This is a genomic window from Leptolyngbya sp. FACHB-671, from assembly GCF_014695745.1.
Lineage (GTDB): Bacteria > Cyanobacteriota > Cyanobacteriia > Elainellales > Elainellaceae > JAAUTN01.
In genome coordinates, this window is sequence record NZ_JACJOV010000129.1 from 151,033 (window position 1) to 174,089 (window position 23,057).

The window sequence follows — 23,057 nt, forward strand, 5'->3', positions numbered from 1 at the left end:
AACCCTTTGTAGCAATTGCTCAAAAGACTGCGATTTACAATGACAATAAATAAATGAAATGAGGGTCGTGATCGCACTGAGGTAAAGAAATGACCTTATTTGATACAGCCAGACACTATCCACTCTTGCAACGGGATTGGAACCCCAATACGGCTCAGGAGGCGATCGCAGCGATCGTCCACGAAACTATCGCTCAACTGCAAACCGTACCGCTATTGGCTGGGCATCCAATGGATGATTACAGTCTTGGCAGTGACCTGTATTTTGGCAAAGCAGGAGTGCTGTGGGCGATCGATTACTTGCAGACCGTTGGCGCAGTGGATTCAGCCTTTGATATTACTACTCATCTCGATGCAACATTAGCGCAAAATCGTCAGCGCTATCCGCAGGTTAGTCCTTATCCAGAGCAGTCATCTTATCTATTTGGAGAACTACCGCTGCTCCTGTTGCAATATAAACTCGCCCCCTCTGAGGATAAAGCGAACGAAATCTGGCGATCGGTTCACAAGAATGATACTCAGCCGATTCGAGAGCTGATGTGGGGAATTGCAGGTTCAATGCTGGCTGCCTACTTCATGCATCAGTGGACACAAGAACCGAGATGGCAAGATATCTTCAAAACTCAAGCAGCCCTACTGTTACAGGAATGGCAACCCGTTGGTGAGGTTGGATATTTATGGACGATCGACTTGTACGGCAGTCAGAAGCAATTTTTGGGCCCCGTACATGGCTTTGCCAGCAACTTAACACCGTTGCTGATCGGGCAGTCTTTATTGGAGGAGGATCAGTTCCAACAGATTTCAGCCAAAGCTATAACGACTCTGGTGAATACTGCAGTGACAGATGGTGAAAGGGCAAACTGGCACGCAGTCTATGATACAGCGAATTCCGGTCAAGCTCCAGAACTGGTGCAGTATTGTCATGGAGCACCTGGAATGGTGACAGCTTTGGCACTGCTGCCGAGCGGTATTAATGAGCCATTCGATCGCATTTTAGAGCAGGGCGGCGAACTAACCTGGCACGCAGGTCCGTTGAAGAAAGGGTCGAATCTGTGCCACGGCACTGGCGGCAACGGCTATGCGTTTCTCAAGCTGTTCCTCCGAACCGGAAATCAGATGTGGCTCGATCGCGCCAGAGCCTTTGCCATGCACGCAATTGAACAGTACCGTCTTTCTAAGCAGCTCTACGGGCAGTTGCGCTATCCGCTGTGGACAGGGGATTTGGGTCTAGCGGTTTATCTGTGGGACTGCCTGCAAGCCCAAGCAAAATTTCCAACAATTGACGTGTTTTGAATGCAATTACGCCTTGAGACGCTTTAGCGACTGTCCTACTCGGGTTTAAGGACTGTGAACTGTACGCTTTAAAGTGAAGAGTGATTTTCCTTAAAGCCTACAGTTCAATCGATATGCTGCCTCTTTTCCTGGCTCAAGTTGCTGCTCCGACTCCCTCTCCAACAACAGGACAAAGTCTAAGTGACATCGCACTTCAGATTCTGCTGAAGCTGCTATGGGCAGTTGGCATCCTGATTCTCACCCGCATTGGGGTCAATCTGGTTAGTCACACAGCTCGCAGGTTGCTCATTCAAGTAGAACCGATCTTACGAAAGTTTTTCATTCAAGCCTCTGAATTTCTCACACTTGTCGTTGGAATTATTGCAGCCCTCAACGTTATTGGAATTCAGACAACAACCCTGGTAGCAGTTTTAGGAGCGGCAGGTTTAGCGATTGGCTTAGCGTTGCAGAATACACTCTCTCACTTTGCGGCTGGCATCATGTTAATTGCCTTCCGCCCGTTTGAGGCTGGAGATGTAATCGAAGGCGCGGGAGTTGCAGGCATTGTTGACAGCGTGGGAATTTTCTCAACAACGATTCTGACTCCAGATCATATAAAAATTATTGTGCCTAACAACAACCTGTTTTCTGGAACGTTGAAAAATCTGACCGCAATGGGAACTCGGCGGGTTGATTTAGAAGTAGATATTGGCGATCGCCCAATAGAACCAACCATTACTCACTTGTTATCTTTAGTCCAACCCCATCCTCTGGTACTGAATACCCCAAAACCGACCTGTAATGTCGCGTCCGTTAGTCGCGAGAAGACTGTTTTATATCTACGTTCTTGGTGTGCGGCAGAAGCTTACGAGCAACTCCGATCTGAGATACAGCAGATTATCTCTGAGTCTCTGTATCGGCAACAGCAAGACGAAAATGAGCAATAAATATTCATTACGTCTGACATAACAACCTTCTACTTACTGCTCTGAAAGCAGCCTGTAAATCTTACGCTTGACCTGAGTAAGCAATTCCCGGACTCGATTGGCTTGCAAAAGCAAAAGAGGGAACTAAACTGCTCAGGGAGCTAGCGTCCGATTCACCATCCCTTTTTTTACTGCCAACAGTGCGGCTTGAGTGCGATCGCTCACTCCTAATTTGCTAAACACATGATTAGCGTGATATTTGATTGAGCTTTCGGACAGATGTAGGGCTTCAGCGATTTCGCTGTTACTTTTGCCTTGAGCAATCAACTCTAGTACCTGCTGTTCTCGCTGAGTCAACTGAGGGCGACTCATACGTTCTGCTAGCTTCTCTCCCACTTCTGGAGGAATATATTTTTTACCCGAATGCACAATGTGAATGGCTCTCACAATTTCATCCACTGGAGCATTTTTGAGAATATATCCTTTTGCACCAGCCTGTAGCCCCCGATAGATTTCTTCGTCACTGTCGTAGGTGCTTAACACAATCATGCGGGCTTCTGGATGAGCTTGGCGAATGGTGGCGATCGCCTCAACTCCGCTCATTTCGGGCATTTGCAAATCCATCAAGGTGACATCTGGGTGGTGCTGCTGAAATAACTGAACTGCCTCCAAGCCGTTTGCAGCCTCAGCAACAACTTCCATTTCGGGCTTATACTGCACCATCAACACCAAACCATTGCGAACAATCGGATGATCATCCACTACTAAAACCCGAATTGGTTGCTCTGACACCGCTTTATTCTCCTAATTCACAGCAACTTGAATACAGATCTCTGTGCCCTGTCCCGGTTGACTATGAATGGTCAGTTGCCCAGCGATGCGATCGGCCCGCTCACTCATACTAATCAATCCAAATCCACCCGTATCCACATCGGGCAAAAAGCCCCGCCCGTTGTCCTGTACACACAATTCAGCGATCGCCTCTTCATACGTGAGTTTAATCCGAAGTGTGGTTGCTTGAGCGTGTTTCAATGTGTTAGTCATCGCCTCTTGACTAATCCGCAACATATTTTTTCCAATGATTGGAGAGAGCAACCGAGGCGTACCCACAATCTGCAGATCGATTTGGATCGGTGAGCCTGTGCCGATTTGCTCAACACTGCTAGCCAACTGCTGTGCCAGATCTGCATATTCCTTATCATGAGGACGAAGTGCCCATACCGATCGCTGTGCTTCTGCTAAGCCGCTTTGGGTCAAGCTTTCAACCCGATCGATGATTTCAGCTACAGCAGTAGGGTCTCGCTGCAACAGCCACTTTGCCACTCCCAGTTGAATCGAGATTCCAGTAAATGCTTGCGCCAGCGTGTCGTGGATTTCTCTCGCTAAGCGATTGCGTTCTTCTAGAATGGCAGCTTCTCGATCGCGCTCTGCCATTCGTAATAACTGAATCGCCAAAGTAGCGTAGTGCGCCAGAGCTTGCATGAGTTCCAGATCATCGGCTTGAAACTCTCGCCGTTCCATGAATCGGAGGGTAAAGCTGCCAATGATCTCGTTTCGCAACAGCAACGGCACTCCCAACAGGGTTTTTGCGCCTAAATGCTGCATAAACTGACGTTGCCGAGGAGTTAGTTCTGGTGCAGTTTCAACGTCGTAAATGGTAGGATGGCGATCGCAGATATGGGTTTTCCAGGTCAGATCGTGCCCCTGTGGCCAGGGCCCTGGCAGTTGTTTACCATCTGGTGTAGCCTCAAACACCTCACCCTTGTAATAGGCTAGATGCACATGAAAGGCATCTGAATCTGGAGTAGCCAACCACAGAGCCGCAGACGGTGAACCCAAGCACTCGGTCATGACACGCAGCACATGACCCAAAGCGGTGTCGAGTTCCGGTTCGCTAGCCAGAATATCTAAAGTTTTCTTGAGTACGGCATTTGCTTTAGCAAGCTGCTCAAACCGATAGGGTGTCGCCTCTTCAGAGGATTGAACGCTACTTTCAGAAGCATTTTGAGACATACAAGGCTAAGGAATGTGATGCTGGCGATGGCAATGGGTTCTAAAAATCATTATTACAGGAACTCGCCTTAGCCCCCCACTCACACCCCTACCCTCAGTTCAGATTAAATTTAGCCTTTTGTCTAAACTTAATCAAACGTTCAGACAGCGACGTTTAACGCTGATCTCACTAAACTTCTCATAGGTTGAGCAAATGGAGAGCAGATGGAACCTATGAGTAGATCAAGCATTCAAAAATTCGTTTATCTTTTTAGGCAAATTAATAATGAATGAGTTGCCGCTGAGTGTAGTGAAACAAACGCTAGATTACATTCAAGAGCATCTGAGTGAGGAAATTTCGCTAGAGGCGATTGCCAACCGTATTGGTATTAGTCGATATTACCTCAGTCACTTGTTTAAACAGTCAATGGGAATCTCTCTCTATCAGTATGTTTTGCAGCAGCGTGTAGAGTGTGCCAAGCAATTGTTAAAACAAAGCGAACTATCGATTGCTGAAATTGCCCTGGAGTGCGGTTTTGCAAATCAGACTCATCTAGCAAAACACTTCCGCAATCTGGCTGGAACATCTCCCAAAGCCTATCGAAATTCATCAGTTTAGAAGGAAAAAGTGGTTCGCACGGTACCGGTGACAACGGTGCCATTCTCACTGCGATTTGCAGGATCATTCACAACTTGGATCACAGGTGTGATTTGAATATTGTCACTAATTGCAAATCGATAGAAGGCTTCCAGGTTAGTTTGAGTTGCATTACCAATTTCAGTGGCAATGAAGGGTTGACCGATTGCAAGCCCGGCTAAGTTTCCCTCTTGCAGCAAATCAGGAAAGGCAATGCCTACCATCCAGTAGTTAGGTTCAATCTCGCCAAATGCGGTATCGCGATATTGGCTGTATCCATATCGTCCAAATAGCGCCAGCCAGGGGGCGATCGCCACTTCTGCATTCACCCCAACCGCATCAAAAGATTGATCAAAGATGCGACCGCCACTATATTGCACTCGTAACGCCAGCGTCGAAGAAGGGGCGTATTCTAGTTCAACCATGCCTTGATGGGTATCGCCAAAGAAACCGCGATCGCCCCTATCTGCGGTAGCTGAGGTATTGCCTGGATAGAGCAGTGAAGTGAAAGGGGCAGTTCCCCGTAAAATACCCTGGTCGGTTGGATTACCTGCATCAGCGGCAGCATACAAGGCTCGGATGGTAAATGGGCTATCTCCAACGTTCCAATCTATAGCGGCACCCGCACTGGGTCCATTGACGGGAAATAAAACATAATTATTGGTTAACGCTAAGGTGCTAAAGTCGCGAAAGCTAAGGTTAGCATAGCTGTTTCGATCAATGTAGTCGGTGGTGCGAATATTCGGACCAATAGAAACCGCCACATGTTCTAGTGGACTAAAGGTGTAGTACAGACGACCCAGCCCAAAATTACCATTGCTAGGAGGTTTAGCCGAAAAGTCTAAGGTACTGCCAAAGTTAGGTTCTAAAAATCCTCCTGCATTATCATTAGGACCACCACTTCCTGTATCTATCCGGACTCTCAACAAATCGGTTCCCGTAAAACTGGTGTTTAAGTCCAAGTTAACCCGATAGATAAACGTTGCATTTGGGTCTTGCTGTCTAAAGATTGCTCCGCTTGGGCTGAGCAGGTTTTCGCCTTCAAAACCACCCGCATTCACGGCAAAAATGGCTTGCCCGGCCAGTCGAGTCGTTGTGGAAAATTGATTGGCTTCGACGGTAGCGGTTTGCGCTTCTAGGGTGTCAACTCGTCCTCGCAAAACTGCTAATTCTGAAGCAAACTCTTCTTGTAACCGTTGAATTGTTTCCAGGTCTTCACCCGTTGCCGCATCTGCTAAACCAGCAGCGATCAGTTCATTAATGCGATCGAGCGCAGCGTTCAAACCCGCCGCGAACTCATAACGGGTTATTGCTCGGTTACCGCGATAGATGCCATCGGGGTATCCAGCGATCGCCCCGTATCGTTCTACTAAAGACTGAAGTGCTTGAAACGCCCAATCTGTAGGCTGCACGTCCGACAGTTGATTAACAGAAGTGACTTGACCCACTAACTCACCGTTCTCTGTAGAATTCTTCAAAACAGGAATATCAAAGCTTGTCTGCTCATCAGTTTCGTTCGTTTCATCAGCTCTGTGAGTGACACTAACCGATTGAACTTGCTTCTGTCCATTCTCCAAGTTCTTTGCCTGGGCAGGAAAAGCGATAAAAACCGTAATGAAGCTGATTCCTATTACTTGTGGCAAAGTGAATTGTGTAGTGAGTTGAGTTTTTGTCATACTGCGTTCAAGCGCAAAACGTTGAGATAGATTTTAGGTACGGTTTTACGTTCTGTCTCATCGATTCTTGCGAAGTGAGGCTGTTTCGTCAGCTCTTGCCTTCAAGTTCGTCAGCAGCGGAGCAAGACTTCACTTTTGAGCAAGAACTCGTCATACGATCGCTTTGCTTTGGCTTAAGATGTCGTAGATTGCGATCGCATCATTGCCTATGAAAGCAAAAGCAGCAGACATTTCAGTTCAAGCATGGCAGTCAGATGGTGTCTTGCTAGAGCAATACTGCTATACCGCAGGTACAGTAGAACCTTTGCCCAAGCACTGCCACGAGGAATATCAGTTTGGTTTAAGTTTTGATTGTGCAGGTCAATACCACTATCGAGGCGCATCCCATGATATTCCGATCGCCAGTATGAGTATTATCCATTCGGGTGAAGTTCATGCACCAAGCGATCGCACCTTTCTTCCAGAGCCCATTACATTCTGGATGATGACTATCCATCCAAAATGGTTTCAAGCTGCATCTGCTGATCTAGCTGCGCCAGAGATTTCACCCTTTTTTCCAGATATCTATCTGGCTGACCCTCAACTCAACCAACTGTTTATCACATTACAGCAAAAGACCGACCTGCAATCGCAGTTAGAACGAGACACAAATCTCTGAGATTTTTTGTCTTACCTGCTGACGAACTACGCTGAAAACCGTCTTGTAGGCTCTCCCCTGTCGTCAACCAGAACTGCGATTAAACAAGTGTGTGACTACCTTCATGCTCACTTTGCTACAGATGTTACGCTCGATCAGTTGTCTGAGCTTGCTGGGTTAAGTCGCTTCCATCTGAGTCGTGTGTTTCGTCAGGAAATTGGTTTATCACTCACTGCTTATCAAACTCAACTCCGGATCAGCTATGCCAAAAAACTCTTGACAGAAGGAATGGCGATCGCCACAGTTGCATCCCTCACGGGATTTTACGATCAAAGCCATTTTGGCTGGCAGTTCAAACGGCGCGTTGGGGTGACTCCTGGTAATTATAGGGAAACAACAGTGTGTAGAAAAACAACCTCCCACGCGATATCTTGATCCTTCCTGTGGCTCAAGTCATGTAGCTCTGAGTACTGCTCAACTTAACTTTTCAAATCTTTTTGGGTTGTTCTGGTTGCGCCAAGCCCCAAGCCGCAAACCCTACTCCTAGCAGGGCAAATAGAAGGGCACCCCGATGTTTGGCTTGTCTGATCTGGCGAAAATGGTTCTCTACTGGAACTCACCGTCTTAATTCCAAACAAGTCGCACTAAATGACCGAACTACTTCTGCAAACTGCTGATTGCGCTCCATTAGACCCATGTGCCCACCAGGAGACAAGACAGCGAGTTTGGCTTGCGGCACATCCTGGCTGATGCGCTGGTTGGCAAAGGGTCGGGTAGCAATGTCGGATTCGCCCACCACTACCAGGGTTGGAGCAGAGATTTGAGGTAATGTTTCCGCCTCATGAAATCTCAGCATTGCCAGCGTTCCTCGGGCCAATATGCCAGGAGCTGCTTTCAGTCCGATTAGGGTGGAGAAGTTAAGTTGCCCTCGCGTTTCTCTGCCTGTAAATCCAGAAATCTCAGTAGTCAATAATGTAAATCCATTCAAATAACTTAGCCAACTGGTGACCCAGAGTAAGGGGGAAAGGGCGATCGCCAGATACAACAACGGTTCTAGCAAAGGCTTCTGCAAGGCTAACAACAGTTTGCTGAGGATGGTTGTTCTCAGGGGATTGGTATAGGTGGCATCTACAACAATTAAGCCAGCCACTCGTCGTCTCAAATGCTGTGGAAACAAGCGGCAGAACGTCAGCAGGATCATACCTCCCATGCTGTGCCCCAACAAGACGACTGGTTGATCTCCTGCCAAGTTGAGAACAGCTTCCAGGTCGCGGGCATATTTTTCCAGGGAATAGTCGCGGTTTTTGGGCTTTTTGGATTTGCCCAAACCTGGCAGATCCCACACGATGACACGAAACTGGTCGGTCAGTTGCTTCTTGGCATAGTACCAAACCAGGCTATCTGGACCCCAACCGTGCGTCAAAATCAGAGTGGGAGCTTGGTCAGGACCGTAAAACTCAACGTGAATTTCGCTGCCATCAGGACGGACGAGTTGCTGCGTTCGATTGCTACGAATGGGTTTGGGTTCATCTCGACCGGCGCGGCGCAGCAGCAGAATGGGTAAAAACCCGAGAAATGACCAGAGCAACATGACTACACCCAGGATGAGCCAGCGATCGCTCACCAGTTCTCCCTCGTACCACTGATACAGAATATATCCTGCACTACCCAGAAACGCGATCGTCAGTAAACTAGACAGCCAGCGCAAGAGAAAATCGAGGGGCATGAGCATGGCGTAATCACTCTTTTACGGCGATGATACAAGCCGAGATTAGGTGGAAAGGCAACGCTTATGTAACCGTCTGAAGTTAGAACCTGCGATCGCTCCAAGGTTGTTTATGTCCGTCAGCAGTTTTGACAGCAATCCAACCGTATTTGAGCGTAACTTCCGCACTCAACTTACTTTTTGATGCAGCAGGCTGAGGGCGACAGCTTCGGCGACCTTGATGCCGTCGATTCCAGCCGAAAGAATGCCTCCGGCGTATCCGGCTCCTTCCCCAGCCGGATACAGTCCATGCGTGTTGAGGCTCTGATAATCGTCTTTGCGTTTGATCCGAATGGGGGAGGAGGTGCGAGTTTCAACTCCGGTTAGAACAGCATCGTGCATAGCAAACCCTTTGATTTGCTTGTCGAAGGCAGGGATGGCTTCGCGGATGGCGGCGATCGCATAATCCGGCAAGCTAGGGCTAAGGTCGCACAGATGCACGCCTGGTCGATAGGAAGGCTTTACGCTGCCGAGAGTGGTAGAAGGCTGCTGAGCCAAAAAGTCACCTATTAGTTGTCCCGGAGCCTCATAGGTGCAGCCGCCCAGTTCAAAGGCCCGCTCTTCCAGGCGACGCTGAAACTCCATTCCGGCTAAGGGGCTGCCTGGATAATCGTCTGGGGTGATGCCAACCACAATGCCGCTGTTTGCGTTTTTGCCGCTGCGCTCGTACTGGCTCATGCCGTTTGTGACGACTCGCCCCACTTCTGAGGTTGCCGCTACGACTTGCCCCCCCGGACACATACAGAAGCTATAGACCGATCGCCCATTTGAACAGTGATGCACTAACTGATAGTCGGCTGCTCCTAACATCGGATGACCTGCCTGCGATCCCAGTCGGCACTGGTCGATGATGGACTGAGGATGCTCAACCCGAAACCCAACTGAGAAAGGCTTGGGTTCAATATAAACGCCCTGCTGATGCAACATCTCAAAGGTATCGCGGGCGCTGTGCCCCACTGCCAAGACGACGTGTTCGGTGCGGATGTACTCCCCATTTGCCAGGACTACGCCGCGTACCTGCCTCTCACCTTTTTGCTCAACGTCAATCTTTTCTACCCGGCTTTGAAAGCGAATTTCACCACCCAGAGATTCGATTGTGCGACGCATGTTCTCGACAATCTTGACGAGTCGGTAAGTGCCAATGTGGGGTTTGTTGACGTAGAGGATTTCGGGTGAGGCTCCGGCATTCACCAGTTCTTCAAGCACTTTTCGCCCGTGATGATTGGCATCTTTGACACGGCTGTAGAGTTTGCCGTCAGAAAAGGTGCCTGCTCCACCTTCCCCAAATTGTGCGTTAGATTCTGGGTTAAACTTTCGCTTGCTCCAAAAGCCAAAGGTATCCACAGAGCGATCGTGAACAGGCTTGCCTCGTTCTAAAATCAGCGGTCGCAGCCCCATTTGCGCCAGCAGCAGCCCCGCAAAGATACCACAGGGTCCTGCCCCGATTACGATGGGACGATAGGTAGATGCGATCGCCCCCTCACCAGCCTTTGCCACATAGCGATAGCGCGTATCGGGCGTGGGCATGACGTGCGGGTCTTTTTTGAACCGCTGGAGCAGCCGCTTTTCCTGAGTGGTTTCTACGTCCAAAATGTAAACAAAAACAACATTCCCTTTTTTACGAGCGTCATAGCTGCGCTTAAAGATGGAATAGCGGATTAGCTCGGCGGACGTGATCTGTAGTTTTTTCAGAATCGCAGTTTGAATTGCCTCTTCGGGGTGGTCGAGCGGCAGTTTTACTTCGGTGAGTCGGAGCATGAATGGATGGCGTGGGTTGCTAGGAATAGCGGTAGCGGTAGGGGCGAAGCATTCGGTCACAATCTCTGTCACTGAAGCACAATTTTTTTGCCGAATGCTTCGCCCGTACACCAAAGAGTGCTTCTTTCCGAAACGGAGTCTGTATAATGTCTAGTCTAGATCTTTAGTAAAGCTCATATTTCATTAACTGGCAGGGCAACGTTCCATTGTACACAGGGATTCGCTGACTTGACTTTAGCCCGATCGCCTGAGCAAGTTCTTTGTTGCCACTCAAGATAAAAGCAGTCCAGCCTTTGAAGCGCTGTTTCAAAACGTCGCCTAGCTGTTTGTAGAAGGCTCCCAGGTCGCTGTCGCGTCCCAGCCTTTCTCCATAGGGCGGATTGCAGAACACCACGCCGCTATCGGTCGGAGCGACTACATCAATAAGCTCCATTTCAGAAAACCAAATTTGGTCAGATACGCCGCAGTTTTGGGCATTGGCGATCGCCTGCTCAATCACCTGTGGATCGCGATCGCTGCCCCAAATTGGTGCGGGAAGTGCCTCTTTTTGGCTAGATTTTGCCTCTTGAATCAGGTGGTCTAACAGGTCGCGGTCACAGTCAAGCCAGGTTTCAAACCCAAACCGCTCTCGAAACAGCCCTGGCGCAATGTTTAATGACTTGAGACAGGCTTCCAGAGGTAAGGTTCCAGAGCCACAGAGCGGGTCATAAAACATTTGCTCCGATTGCCAGCCCGAAAGCTGAATTAACGCTGCTGCTAATGATTCCTTTAACGGGGCGGCTCCAACCGCAGGACGGTAGCCCCGACGATGCAGGCTGTTTCCCGAACTGTCTAGACTGACCGTGCAACCATCGCGATCGAGATGCACATTGATTCGCACATCGGGTTCTTGCAGTTCTACGCTGGAGCGATCGCCAAACATTTCCTGCTGCTGGTTAACGATCGCATTCTTAACTTGAAGCGCCGTAAAGTGAGTGTGGTTAAGTTGCTCCGTTTTACCCGTTGCGTCTACGGCAAGTGTTAAATCAGGGGTGAGATAGGCTGACCAGTCGATGCTTTGGATGCATCGATACAAGTCGTCTGCACTCTGGCAAGGAAACTGGTGTAGCTTCATCAGAATGCGAAATGGAAGTCTCGCCCACAGGTTAACGCGGTAGAGGAGGGTGCGATCGCCCTCAAAAGCAGCCCCACGAAACCCTGGTTTAACGGAATGTGCCCCCAATCGCTCCAATTCTTCAACGATGAGTGGTTCTAGACCGTTTGCCACCGTTGCAAAATACTGATTCATCCTGACTCACCGCTGAACTATGTCGCACATGACAAACATTGCCCCAGTTGTTGAGCCAGGGTTTGCACATGGGGCTGTTTCAGCAATGATAAATGATTGCCTGGTACCTGGTGCAGTTGAATGTCGCTCGTCAATGCATTCCAACCCAAAGATGGCTCATCCCTAATGGCATCCGGTTGTTCAACCGCTCTAAACAGAGTAATCCGATTAGGGTAAGGTTTTGGCACATATCGATAGGCTGCCTGACTGTTGGCATAAACGATCGGCAGCAGGGATTGAATTGCAGACTCATTCAACAGCTGTAAACGGGACTCTTCTGGCAGGAGACGAGCGATCGCCCGAAACGCAGTGCTAGAGGCATCAGATTGTTGCCAACGAGCAAACCAGGGATGCCACGATTGCAACCGATTTGCTGCAAGAGAACCATAGTCCAGCAAAAAGGGCAGTGTAGACCAGAGGGCAGTTCCTAATAGGAACTTGAGACTTTGGCCCAGAGAAAGTTGATTAGAAGGGGCAGGAGTATCTAGAATTGCCAGAAGTCCAACCTCCTGACCTGCCTGAGTTAATTGTTGTGCCATCTCAAAGGCAACCAATCCCCCAAATGACCAGCCACCCAAGAAGTAAGGGCCCTGCGGTTGCAACGCCTGAATTGCTTGAATGTAGGAAGTAGCGATCGCTTCAATCCGGTTTAGCGGAGCAGATTTGCCATCCAGCCCCATAGGTTGAAGACCATAAAAACTGCGATCGCCCCATTCAGGAAACTGCTCCGCAATACTCTCTAACTGATGCGCCAATTCCAGATAGGGAAACACCACTCCAAACATCGGATGCACACAGAAGAAAGGTTGCTTATTTCCCCCTAGGGTTAAGGGAACCAGAGGCGATCGGGATGGTGGAACAGGATTAGCAACTGCAATCGAATTGCTGTCAGGAGGAGCACTTTTAGGCAAGTCTTGAGAGGGCTGGGAAGTGCCGTTGAGTGATGGCGATCGCTTGCGACGATAGGCAGACCGATCCAGCCGGACTAATGGAGGAGCATGGGAAGTAGAAGGAGTATTGCGTGTTTCGAGGACAGAAGCCAATTGGGCGATCGTAGGAGCTTCAAACACATATTTCAGAGGCAGTTCTAGCCCAAAAGCATCTCGAACACGAGAGGTCATTTGCGTAGCTAAGAGGGAATGCCCACCCAACTCAAAAAAGTTGTCATGAGTACTCACTTGTTTAAGCTGCAACAGTTCCTTCCAAATCTCAATCAGAGTTGTTTCCGTAGGTGTGGATGGTGAGTTTGCTGGGCTTGCTGAGTGAGTGAAATCTTCATCCAAAACTGGAAGGGCACGCCGATCAACTTTGTCACTAGCTGTCAAAGGTAGTGTTTCTAACGGCACAAAGACCGAGGGCACCATGTAATCTGGCAGAGTTTTTCTCAAAAATTGACGCAGTTCTGGAATGAGTTGTCGGGCAAAAGACGACTGAAGCGGATCGTTCGTGTAGTGATTCCAGGGCTGGTTGAATAGTTGAGAATTAGAATCAACCGTTGCATCAACGCCATGCCGAACCAACAGCACATCATAATCTCCGGTGTGGGTTTGCTCTGACCAGGTAATCTCTACGGTGTAGGGCAAAACAGTTTCTAGATTCCACCAGTCTTGAGGAGCGATCGCCAGTTCCGTAGAATCTTGCAATATCTCCCGCATTCGTCCCACTGTTTTTGGAGAGGTTTGATCGCAGAGCCAGTTCACCGTTTTGACCGCTGCATTCACCCGACTATTAGTCACGTTGGTGATTAGAAGTATCTCTAGTTCACTCTCGATCAGACACTTTTGAACTGCTTCAACCGTGATTGGATCACGCTTCCAATCGTGTAGGTGTTCAGTGCGACTTCTTTGAGAAGCCGCAGATCTGGACAATTGGCGATCGCCCTGAGATTGCTCTATGTGCAGCAAAACGTTGTAGCGAAACTGCGTCATCTCATTCTGGCTATGACCGCGTGAGAGACGAATCTGCACCTGCTGAATTTGAGGAAATCTATCCTGTAAGGCGTAAAAAAGTGCCGGATCAATTGCTAGTTCGGGTTCCTCAAAGTGCGATCGCTCCACCTGCTGCTGAAGGCGCGATCGCTCCATTCCGTCATCTGCCTGACTGAACTTTACCCAGGTATGAAATGCCTTTAACAGCGGCAGACTTCGCACATCACCCACAAACAACACGCCCCCAATTGCGACCCTCTGAAGCGCTTCCTCCAACACTTGCATCAAATAGTCTGCGCTAGGAAAATACTGCACAATCGAATTCAAAATCACTACATCAAAGGATTCTAGATCAATCCCCTCAAAGTCAGTCGCAGTGCGGTGCAGCAGTTCAACTTGGGGCAGATCAAGAGTTTCTAACTGATGCTGAATTGATTCCAGGGAAACGGTTGAGAAATCTGTTCCCACATACTGCTGACAGTGAGGCGCAATTTGAAAAAGCAGTAATCCGGTGCCGCAGCCAATTTCTAACACTCGTTTGGGTTTCAGGGCAAGAACTTGCTGGACGCGATCGCCCACCCACTCTTGCATTTGCTCTAGAGGAATGGGTTCCCCGGTGTAGCTACTGTTCCAACCAGTAATGTTGAATTGGGAGTTGGGGGTTGGGGGTTGGGGATCAGAGGTTGAGGGTTGGTAGGTTTGGTTGTAGAGGGTTTGCCAGTGTTGGAGGTGTTGAGTTTGGAGGGGTTGTTGAAGGGACTTTTGAAGGTGTTGGCGATCAAGGCTGAAGTAGGTAACTAGGCGCTGGTTGGATGAATTACTAGAGGCAGACACCACCGCATCTTGAATTGCTGGATGGCGTTGTAAGGTTGCTTCGATTTCACCCAACTCTACCCGAAACCCTCGAATTTTGATCTGGTTATCGATTCGACCCAGGAATTCAATGGTTCCATCAGGACGATAGAGGGCGCGATCGCCTGTCCTGTAGAGCTGGGGACTAGGGATTAGGGATTGGGGGTTAGAAGTTTCCCCCTCACACGCTAAGAATGGACTATCAATAAACCTTTCAGCAGTCAATTCTGGACGATTCAGATAACCTCGTGCCAATCCCATTCCACCAATGTATAACTCGCCCGGAATACCTACAGGAACAGGATTTAAGTCCGCATCTAGAATATATACTTGGGTATTGGAAATGGGACGACCAATCGTGAGTGGATAATCACCAGGATAAAGTTGAGCAACGGTTGCCCAAATGGTAGTTTCAGTCGGTCCATAGGCGTTGAAGAAGCGATGATTTGCTGCCCAGCGATCGACTACTTGACTGGAGCAGGCTTCCCCACCCGTAATAAGTACCTGAAGGTCAGGAAGTTCTGCAAAGGGGAGAACTGCCAACACTGCTGGAGTGAGGAGAGCGTGGGTGATTGCATTGTCTTGGAGAAACTGCACCAGCGGCGTTCCTGGTAATTGAGCAGACTTAGGGGGAATATATAACGTGCCACCCGAGGCGATCGCCAAAGCAATCTCAAACACGGAGGCATCAAAACTCAAAGAGCTAAATTGCAAAATGCGGCTGTCGCGGGATAGGTGAAACAGTTGCCGTTGCGCCTCAACCACGTTACATAAACCCCGATGAGAAAGCAGAACTCCTTTTGGTTTGCCTGTGGAACCCGAAGTGTAGATTACATAAGCAAGATGCTCAGGAGTGACCTGATCAAGGGGACTATCACAGGTAGAAAAATTAGTCTGATCCAGGCAAAATATCTGTGCCTGCGATGCGGGTAGCTTTTCCACTAACCAGGATTGCGTCAACACAATTGAAACTTGTGTGTCGGTCAACATGAAGTGGAGGCGATCGCTTGGATAATTTGGGTCAAGTGGCACATAAGCTCCCCCCGCCTTGAGGATTCCTAGAATCCCAATCACCATATCGGCAGAGCGATCGACACACAGCCCAACTAGAGAGTCAGGTTTAACCCCCAAATTCTTCAAAGTTTGCGCCAGTTGATCAGCTTTCTGGTTGAGTTCTGCGTAGGTGAGTGATTCCTGTTCTGAGATCAAAGCGATCGCTTCTGGAGTAGATTTCACCTGTGCTTCAAAGAGATGATGGAAGCAGGATTCCTGTATTGATCCCCCTAAACTCCCCTTAGAAAGGAGGACTTCCGAGCCTCCGATTTCCTTGAGAAGGGAGAATTCTCTGCTTCCGGTTTCCCCCCTCTCAAGGGGGACTAGGGGGGATCGATTCCATTCAACTACAATCTGTTGACGTTCTGTGGGTGTAAGCAAAGGCAGATCTGACAGCCGAACATCAGGATTAGCAACAATGCCTTCCAGTAAGGTTTGAAAATGCCCGACCAGGCGCTCGATTCTGTCACGCTCGAACAAGTCGGTACTGTAAACAATGAAGCCACTCAAGCCCTCCTGCGATTGCCAAACGCTTCTCAGTCCGTGGGCGGGTTCCCACAGATGAACCTCCAGATCAAATCGGGTGCTACTTGACTCTAAAGGGGCAGGTTCTAACTTCAACTCTGGCAATTCTAACGGCTGCATCGGAGCATTTTGCAGCGCAAAGGCAATTTGAAACAAAGGATTGCGGCTGAGATCGCGATCGGGATCTAACTCTTCTACTAACTTCTCAAACGGTAAGTCCTGATGCTCATAAGCTTCCAGGGCAACGGTTCGCACCCGCTCCAGCAATTCACGAAAAGTAGGACGACCTGACAGATCCGATCGCAACACCAGGCTATTTACAAAAAAGCCAATCAGTCCCTCCCACTCACTACGATGACGGTTAGCAATGGGAGAACCAACCGCAATATCTTCTTGCCCTGTATAGCGATAGAGCAACGTTTGAAACGCTGCTAGCAGAGTCATAAACAAAGAAACGCCGGATTGCTGACTCAAAGCTTCTAGCGCTTGAGTGAGAGCCGGAGAAATGTGTAGCGGATAGGTTGCACCCTGGTAGGTCTGAACGGCAGGACGGGGACGATCTTGAGGTAATTCTAATGCTGGCAAATCGTGTAATTGCTTGCGCCAATAGGTGAGTTGTTTTTCTAATACCTCTCCCTGTAGCCATTGACGCTGCCAGTCAGCAAAATCAGGGTATTGAATCGGTAAGGGAGGTAGGAGAGGCGATCGCCCCTCTACAAATGCAGTGTAGAAATAGCCCAATTCTCGAATCAAAACTCCCAACGACCAACCATCAGCAACAATGTGATGCATCGTCAGCAACAAAACTGCCTCAGTGGGGTCAAATTTCAACAGCGTGATTCGCAGTAGCGGATCGGTCGTCAGGTTAAATGGACGTTGGGCTTCAGTTGTAGCCAACTGCTGGCTGATGCGTTCCCGCTCACTACTGGCGACCGTGTGCAAATTCACGACCGATAACTCAACTTTGACATCTGGCTCAACCACTTGAGCGGGTTGTCCGTTCACTGTTGTAAAAGTGGTGCGAAGGGCTGCATGGCGACGCACAATTTCTTGAAACGATCGCTCCAACGCCGTCTGATCCAGTTTCCCAATTAAACGGATGGCAGCAGGCACATTGTAAAAGGGGCTATTGGGAGTGAGTTGATATAAAAACCATAGACGTTGTTGGGCAAAGGATAGGAGAGTGGGGTGTAGGGGTGTAGAGGTGTAGGGTGTAGGAGTAATAGAGGGAAATGAGTTTTTTTTAGCTTGTGCCTTCTCTTTATCCTCTACCTTTTCTTGTAGATAGGAAACCAGTTCGGCTTTGCGATTAGCTAATTCTTGGCGCAATTCAGGGGTTAGGGTTCCTGCTGGGGCATTGCAACGCAAACGAGTTTCATCTAAGGAAGTGTTTTGTTTGCCCTCGATCAATAGCTGTATATCTAGGCTCTTGAGATGAGAAACAAACTCAGCAATTGTACTCTGGGTCATAACTCTACTTCCTCACGTCGTTGCGAATCTGATGGTTGACCGTAATGCAAATTAGGTAGTGTTGCTTCCTGGCTCAGTGACTCAATCTGTTGTGCTAATTCGGCGATTGTGGGTGTTTCAAAGATGTTGCGGAGCGGCAATTCTACTTGAAAGCGATCGCGAATTCGGGAAACAAGCTGAGTCGCTAACAGGGAGTGTCCCCCCAGTTCAAAGAAATGGTCGTGAATGCCGACTTTCCGCCCTAGAAGCTGAGTCCAGAGTTCTACTAGAGCTGCTTCTAGGGAAGTAGTAGGGGAAACGGAAGGTTCCCTGGTCACGGTCAGTTCTGGTGAAGGCAATGCTTTCTGATCAACTTTGCCATTGGCAGTGAGTGGAAGCGTATCCATCACCACAAATGCAGCAGGAATCATATAGCTCGGTAATTTCTGCTTGAGAAACGATCGCAACTCTCGTTCAGTTAGTATTATTGCTTTAGGTACCACATAGGCAATCAACTGACGGTTTTGTGGATCCCCGTTTTGCTCACGCACGATTACCACTGCCGTTTGCACGGTTGGATGGCGAGCGATCGCCATCTCAATTTCCCCCAACTCCACCCGAAATCCACGAATCTTAATCTGATGGTCGGTTCTTCCTAAAAACTCAAGATTGCCATCGGAACGATAAAGGGCGCGATCGCCAGTTTTGTAGAGTTGGGGATTAGGAGCAGGGGGTTGGGAGTTAGGAGTTTCTTCTCCACGTCTGCCAAATGGACTAGCAACAAACCGCTCTGCTGTCAGCTCTGGACAATTCAAATATCCCTTTGCCAATCCATCTCCACCTAGATAAATCTCGCCAGAAACCCCTGCGGGAACGGGCTTCAAGTGGGCATCCAATAAATATACCTGAGTATTAGCGATCGCCTGACCAATAGGAATCGTGGTGGCATTTTCTGGAATATCCTGCACCTCATACCCGGTAGAAAAGGTTGTGTTTTCGGTGGGGCCATAGACATGAATCAAATGCTGAGGTTTGCCGTGTTCCAGTAGCGATCGCACCCGATCAACATTCGCCATTTCACCGCCAAACAGCAGGTATTTGAGTGATTGAAAGGCATTTGGAATTTGACTCACCGTTTGATTCAGCAGGGCAGTGGTGAGAAACAAAATACTCACGTTTTGCTGCTGTAACTCACTCACAAAATCAGTCGGTGAAAGCGTGATGTCTCGCTCTATCCCAATGATTTGAGCCCCATTCAGAAGTGCGCCCCAGACTTCAAAAGTGGCTGCATCAAAGGCAAGGTTTGCGACCTGGGCGATGCGATCGCTCGGTTCAATTTGTACGTAGTTTGTCTCACACACCAACCGATTTACGGCTTGGTGTGGCACCATAACTCCTTTAGGGGTTCCAGTTGAACCAGAGGTGTAGATCACGTAGGCAAGCTGGTCAGAGGTGCAAGGAGTAGACAAGTTTTCATCAGACTCTTGGGCGATCGCATTCCATTCCTGCTCCAAACAAACAACCGTTACGTTATCTGCTTGCAATGAATCTGCCCAATCTGCTTGCGTCAGAACCACTGTAATTCCAGCATCCTCCATCATGAAGTGCAGACGTTCCGACGGGTAACTAGGATCAAAGGGAACATAGGCTCCCCCCACTTTTAATATGGCTAACATGGAGGCGATCGCTTTCACACTGCTTTCCATGCAAATTCCAATACATGTTCCGGCACTCACCCCTAGCCGCTGCAAATATCGTGCCAGTTGATTACTGCCCTGATTCAATACCTGGTAGGTGAACTGTTGATCACCGAATTGGAGAGCGATCGCAGTCGCTCTTTGTCTCACCTGCGCTTCAAATAATTCATGGATACAAATATTGGCTGGATAACTAGACTGATTGCTATGCCAGCGTTGCAGCAACTCCTGCTGTTCTGTGTTTGTTAATAAGGGTAGTGCAGAGAGAGGAGCTTCTAGATTTGCAACAATTCCTTCTAATAAAGTTTGGAAGTGATGACGTAGAGATGCGATCGTAGCTGAATCAAATAAATCAGTGTTGTAAACGATTACCCCACGCAACCCGTCCGACTGCTGCCAACCCTTGCCCCAAAGGCTTCTGAAGTTATCTCCGCACTTCCAGACATATAGCTCCAGGTCAAAACGTGCGGTCTTGGTTTCTAACTCCACTGGACTAAGGACTAATCCGGGTAACGCCAGTTGCTCCATCGGTGTGTTTTGCAGCGCAAAGACTACTTGAAACAGCGGATTTTGACCCAGACTGCGGATGGGCTGTAGCTCCTCAACTAACTTTTCAAACGGTAAATCCTGATGAGCATACGCGGCTAAAGTAACATCTCGCACTCGCTCCAACATTTCGTGAAAGGTCGGATTGCCTGCTAAATCGGTTCGCAACACTAAACTGTTGACTAGAAACCCAATCAAGCCTTCTAGTTCACTCCGATGCCGATTAGCAATAGGAGATCCAACCGCAATGTCAGTTTGCCCGCTGTAACGATGCAGCAAGGTCTGAAATGCTGCTAACAGGGTCATGAATAGGGTTACACCAAACTGCTGGCTTAATTCCTCCAGGGCATCCAACAACCACTGTGGCAATTCCATCAATTGACTGGCACCTTGATGTCTTTGCCCTAGAGACTGCACTGCTGAACGAGACACTGCACCCGGCAAGCTGAGAATTGGAACATCCTTCAATTGCTGCTTCCAGTAATGCAACTGAGCGTTGATCACATCTCCCTGCAACCACTGCCGCTGCCAGTGAGAAAAGTCTGCATATTGAATGGTTAGTTCGGGCAGCACAGGCGGTTTGTCTTCTACAAAAGCCGTGTACAGTTCGCCCAATTCTCGAATCAAAACGCCACTTGACCACTCATCAAAGATAATGTGATGTAACGCCAGCAGCAACAGATGCTCGGTTTCCTGCAATTGCCACAGCCGAACCCGAAACAGCGGCCCTTGATGTAAGTGAAACGGCTGTTGAATTTCCTCCCAAATCTGAGCCATTGCCGCATCTTCACGGCTATTTGCGGGTAATGTTCGCAGATCAGTTAACCGAAGGGGCATCTGTAGTTCAGATGCGATCGCCCCTTCAGAACCCTGCGAAACAACGACTTGAACCAGTTGCCCCTCGACGACCTCAAACGTAGTTCTGAGGCTTTCGTGGCGTTGAACGATGGCTTGAATGCTGCGCTGGAGGAGCGATCGCTGCAACACACCTGTGAGCCGCAGAACAATTGGAATAACATAGAGAGAGTCGCCAGGAAGCAGTTGTTCAATAAACCACAAGCGTTGCTGAGCAAAGGACGCTGGAAAGACAAAGATATCTTCCTCAACCTGCTGCTGATTGGTTTGGTCTAAGATCATTCACACCTGCATCTGTTTGGCCTCATTCCGTTTTAGGGAAAAAGGCGACTCAAAAATTATGCTCTAGGATAGATTTTCAGCAGCAGGCGTATTTTTTTTTGTTGCGTTTTTCTGAGTATCTTTACTTCCAAGGCGCTAACCTCTTGAGAGAAGGGGGCAAGGCTGAGCCCTGCCCCCTTCTCTTAAACCCGCCTGGCTACAACCACACAACACTTCCAAAGGGTTTACAAGAAGCACAAATTGGAAAAATGTGTTTCTCATAAATCAGTCGTCTTGAATTGAATGGCACTGAGGTAAGTCGAAGATGAGCCCTAAGATCTGCGGCTTCTCTGGAGAAGCCGCAGATCTTATTGAGTCAGTCTCATTGATTCTAGAACGTAAAGGTTGTTCTCAGGGCTCCTACAGCTGTTGTGCTGTTGCCGCTGTAACCTTCTGGGTCAAACACAACATACACACCGGGAGTAATGCTGATGTTGTCGTTGAGCCTGAAGTTAATAAAACCCTCTAGGTGAAACGGGTCAGCATTTTCAGGATTGTATGCCTCGCCGCCAACCGAGGCTCGGTTCAGGGGTTGCCCCACTAGTAGAGCAGCGGTGTTGCCTTCGCCAAAGATGTCCCGGAAGTGTAGACCCGCCATCCAGCTAATGAAGTTGGTTGAGGCATCGACATCGACTAGATCAGCAAAGATGTAGGCACCGGAAAGGGTCAGGTCTACTCCGGGAGCAAACTGCCAGTTGACGGTTGCACCAATAGAGTTGAGCCGAATGCCTTCGTTGGCGACCGCCAAGACCTCATTTCCGCCCACTGCCGCCAACTGCTCAACATTGGGGTTAAACAAGACAGAGCCAATGTCAGACGCACTCAGCCCCGTTCCCAGAATGTTGATTTGGTGGTAACTGTTGGCGTAGTTCAGCCCAATGTTGAGCGTATCACTGGGAGTTAGAGTGAGCTGTGTTGCCAACACATAGCTGCCATTAAATAAACCTGCTCCCAGAGGTGTACCGCCCGTCAATCCTTGGTTGTTGGGCAATGAGGCATTCACACTGCCATACAACCCGCGCAGGTCGATGCCATCCGCAATATCCCAGATAAATCCTGCCGCTGATGCTAAGCCTGTACCTGATGTACCACCAGAAACCCTCACTGCTGGGTTGTAGCCGCCAAACCGAGAAAGTGCGCCCTGACTGTCACTAGCAAAGGGAGCGATCGCCGGAAACGCATCTGTCACCTCAGCATTAGTGCCAACAAATAGCGTTACATCGCCGAATGCCGGAAAGATGTACAGCAGTTTATACAGGTCAATGTCATTAGAGCCGCTGTTAGAAAGATTCTGGGGATTGGTTGTGCCAAACTGCGGAGCGTAAGCCAGACCTAGATTGCTAGCCGTGCCAAATATCGGATCGCCCAGTCCCAAAGTGCCAGGAATGCTGCCCGTGCTGTTGCCAAAGCCACCCCCAAAGTTGTAGGACTGTAACCCTGTAATCAGCAGATCGCTGCCTGTGAAGCTGGTCGTCAGATTGAGCCGCACCCGGTTGTTAAACACGATCTGAGCATCATTTCCCTCTGCTCCGCCTGTGTTTGAGAGAATTCTTGGTGTTGCGTCTGAGTCATCGCCCCCGGGATAGCCACCACCCGCTGCTGCGATGCTCAAAACCACTTCTCCATTCAGCCGAGTGGTGGTTGAAAACTGGTTTGCCTCCAGTTCGGCCGTCCGCGCCTCTAATGTATCTACCCGACCTCGCAAAGTTGCCAGCTCTGCCGAAAATTCGGCGTTGCTGGATGAGGGTATGAATCAAGCGGGAACAGGGACATCTCCAAATTTCAGATAGTGAAGTAGCAATCGAACCGAGTGCTTCAGCATCTCTACGGACTTGGAGTAGC

14 protein-coding genes and 1 pseudogene are annotated in these 23,057 nt (G+C 49.1%); 5 read left to right on the forward strand and 10 right to left on the reverse strand.

The window, feature by feature from the left end; genetic code table 11:
* Positions 1 to 89 precede the first annotated feature (89 nt).
* Complete coding sequence (locus H6F93_RS19500; protein WP_190684130.1) at positions 90 to 1,292, forward strand: lanthionine synthetase C family protein; 1,203 nt, start codon at positions 90 to 92, stop codon at positions 1,290 to 1,292.
* Between the two features lie 113 nt (positions 1,293 to 1,405).
* Positions 1,406 to 2,218, forward strand: a complete 813-nt coding sequence (locus tag H6F93_RS19505; protein ID WP_190644412.1) for a mechanosensitive ion channel family protein — start codon at positions 1,406 to 1,408, stop codon at positions 2,216 to 2,218.
* A 132-nt stretch (positions 2,219 to 2,350) separates the two neighbouring features.
* On the opposite strand, the gene H6F93_RS35345 is transcribed toward H6F93_RS19505, so the two are convergent.
* Both H6F93_RS35345 and H6F93_RS19515 read right to left on the reverse strand, forming a co-directional pair.
* On the reverse strand, positions 2,351 to 2,989 hold the full coding sequence (locus tag H6F93_RS35345) for a response regulator (RefSeq protein ID WP_190644411.1): 639 nt from the start codon (positions 2,987 to 2,989) through the stop codon (positions 2,351 to 2,353).
* Between the two features lie 12 nt (positions 2,990 to 3,001).
* On the reverse strand, positions 3,002 to 4,210 hold the full coding sequence (locus tag H6F93_RS19515; protein WP_190684133.1) for a GAF domain-containing sensor histidine kinase: 1,209 nt from the start codon (positions 4,208 to 4,210) through the stop codon (positions 3,002 to 3,004).
* Between the two features lie 265 nt (positions 4,211 to 4,475).
* On the opposite strand from H6F93_RS19515, the gene H6F93_RS19520 reads away from it, so the two are divergent.
* Positions 4,476 to 4,808 (forward strand): helix-turn-helix domain-containing protein, encoded by a 333-nt coding sequence (locus tag H6F93_RS19520; RefSeq protein WP_190684136.1) that lies wholly within the window; start codon positions 4,476 to 4,478, stop codon positions 4,806 to 4,808.
* Here H6F93_RS19520 and H6F93_RS19525 read toward each other — a convergent pair.
* On the reverse strand, positions 4,805 to 6,502 hold the full coding sequence (locus H6F93_RS19525; RefSeq protein WP_190684139.1) for an iron uptake porin: 1,698 nt from the start codon (positions 6,500 to 6,502) through the stop codon (positions 4,805 to 4,807). The genes H6F93_RS19520 and H6F93_RS19525 overlap by 4 nt on opposite strands.
* Positions 6,503 to 6,710: 208 nt before the next feature.
* Between H6F93_RS19525 and H6F93_RS19530 the strand changes: the two genes are divergently transcribed.
* Together H6F93_RS19530 and H6F93_RS19535 are read left to right on the forward strand one after the other, a co-directional pair.
* The gene (locus H6F93_RS19530; RefSeq protein ID WP_190684142.1) at positions 6,711 to 7,160 is read left to right on the forward strand and encodes an AraC family ligand binding domain-containing protein; all 450 of its coding nucleotides are present in this window, start codon (positions 6,711 to 6,713) and stop codon (positions 7,158 to 7,160) included.
* Positions 7,161 to 7,166: 6 nt separating this feature from the next.
* Positions 7,167 to 7,574 carry a helix-turn-helix domain-containing protein gene (locus H6F93_RS19535; RefSeq protein WP_190684145.1) on the forward strand — a complete coding sequence of 136 codons (408 nt, stop codon included), beginning with the start codon at positions 7,167 to 7,169 and terminating at the stop codon, positions 7,572 to 7,574.
* Positions 7,575 to 7,755: 181 nt separating this feature from the next.
* Here the strand turns inward: H6F93_RS19535 and H6F93_RS19540 are convergent, their stop codons facing one another.
* From H6F93_RS19540 to H6F93_RS19570, 7 genes and pseudogenes are all read right to left on the reverse strand, one after another.
* A complete protein-coding gene (locus H6F93_RS19540; protein ID WP_242043528.1) occupies positions 7,756 to 8,871 on the reverse strand; it encodes an alpha/beta fold hydrolase in 1,116 nt (371 codons plus the stop codon).
* Between the two features lie 162 nt (positions 8,872 to 9,033).
* A complete protein-coding gene (locus tag H6F93_RS19545) occupies positions 9,034 to 10,734 on the reverse strand; it encodes an NAD(P)/FAD-dependent oxidoreductase (RefSeq protein ID WP_524537973.1) in 1,701 nt (566 codons plus the stop codon).
* A 91-nt stretch (positions 10,735 to 10,825) separates the two neighbouring features.
* Positions 10,826 to 11,950 (reverse strand): THUMP domain-containing class I SAM-dependent RNA methyltransferase, encoded by a 1,125-nt coding sequence (locus H6F93_RS19550; protein WP_190684148.1) that lies wholly within the window; start codon positions 11,948 to 11,950, stop codon positions 10,826 to 10,828.
* A gap of 17 nt (positions 11,951 to 11,967) precedes the next feature.
* Entirely contained in the window at positions 11,968 to 17,817 is a 5,850-nt protein-coding gene (locus H6F93_RS19555; RefSeq protein WP_190684151.1) for a non-ribosomal peptide synthetase, read from the reverse strand.
* Entirely contained in the window at positions 17,814 to 21,176 is a 3,363-nt protein-coding gene (locus H6F93_RS19560; RefSeq protein ID WP_190684154.1) for a non-ribosomal peptide synthetase, read from the reverse strand. Before H6F93_RS19560 ends, H6F93_RS19555 begins: the two co-directional genes overlap by 4 nt.
* A 370-nt stretch (positions 21,177 to 21,546) precedes the next feature.
* Positions 21,547 to 22,920 (reverse strand): iron uptake porin, encoded by a 1,374-nt coding sequence (locus tag H6F93_RS19565; RefSeq protein WP_242043529.1) that lies wholly within the window; start codon positions 22,918 to 22,920, stop codon positions 21,547 to 21,549.
* A gap of 48 nt (positions 22,921 to 22,968) precedes the next feature.
* Positions 22,969 to 23,057 (reverse strand): annotated as a pseudogene (locus H6F93_RS19570) (IS1 family transposase); the annotation flags it as partial.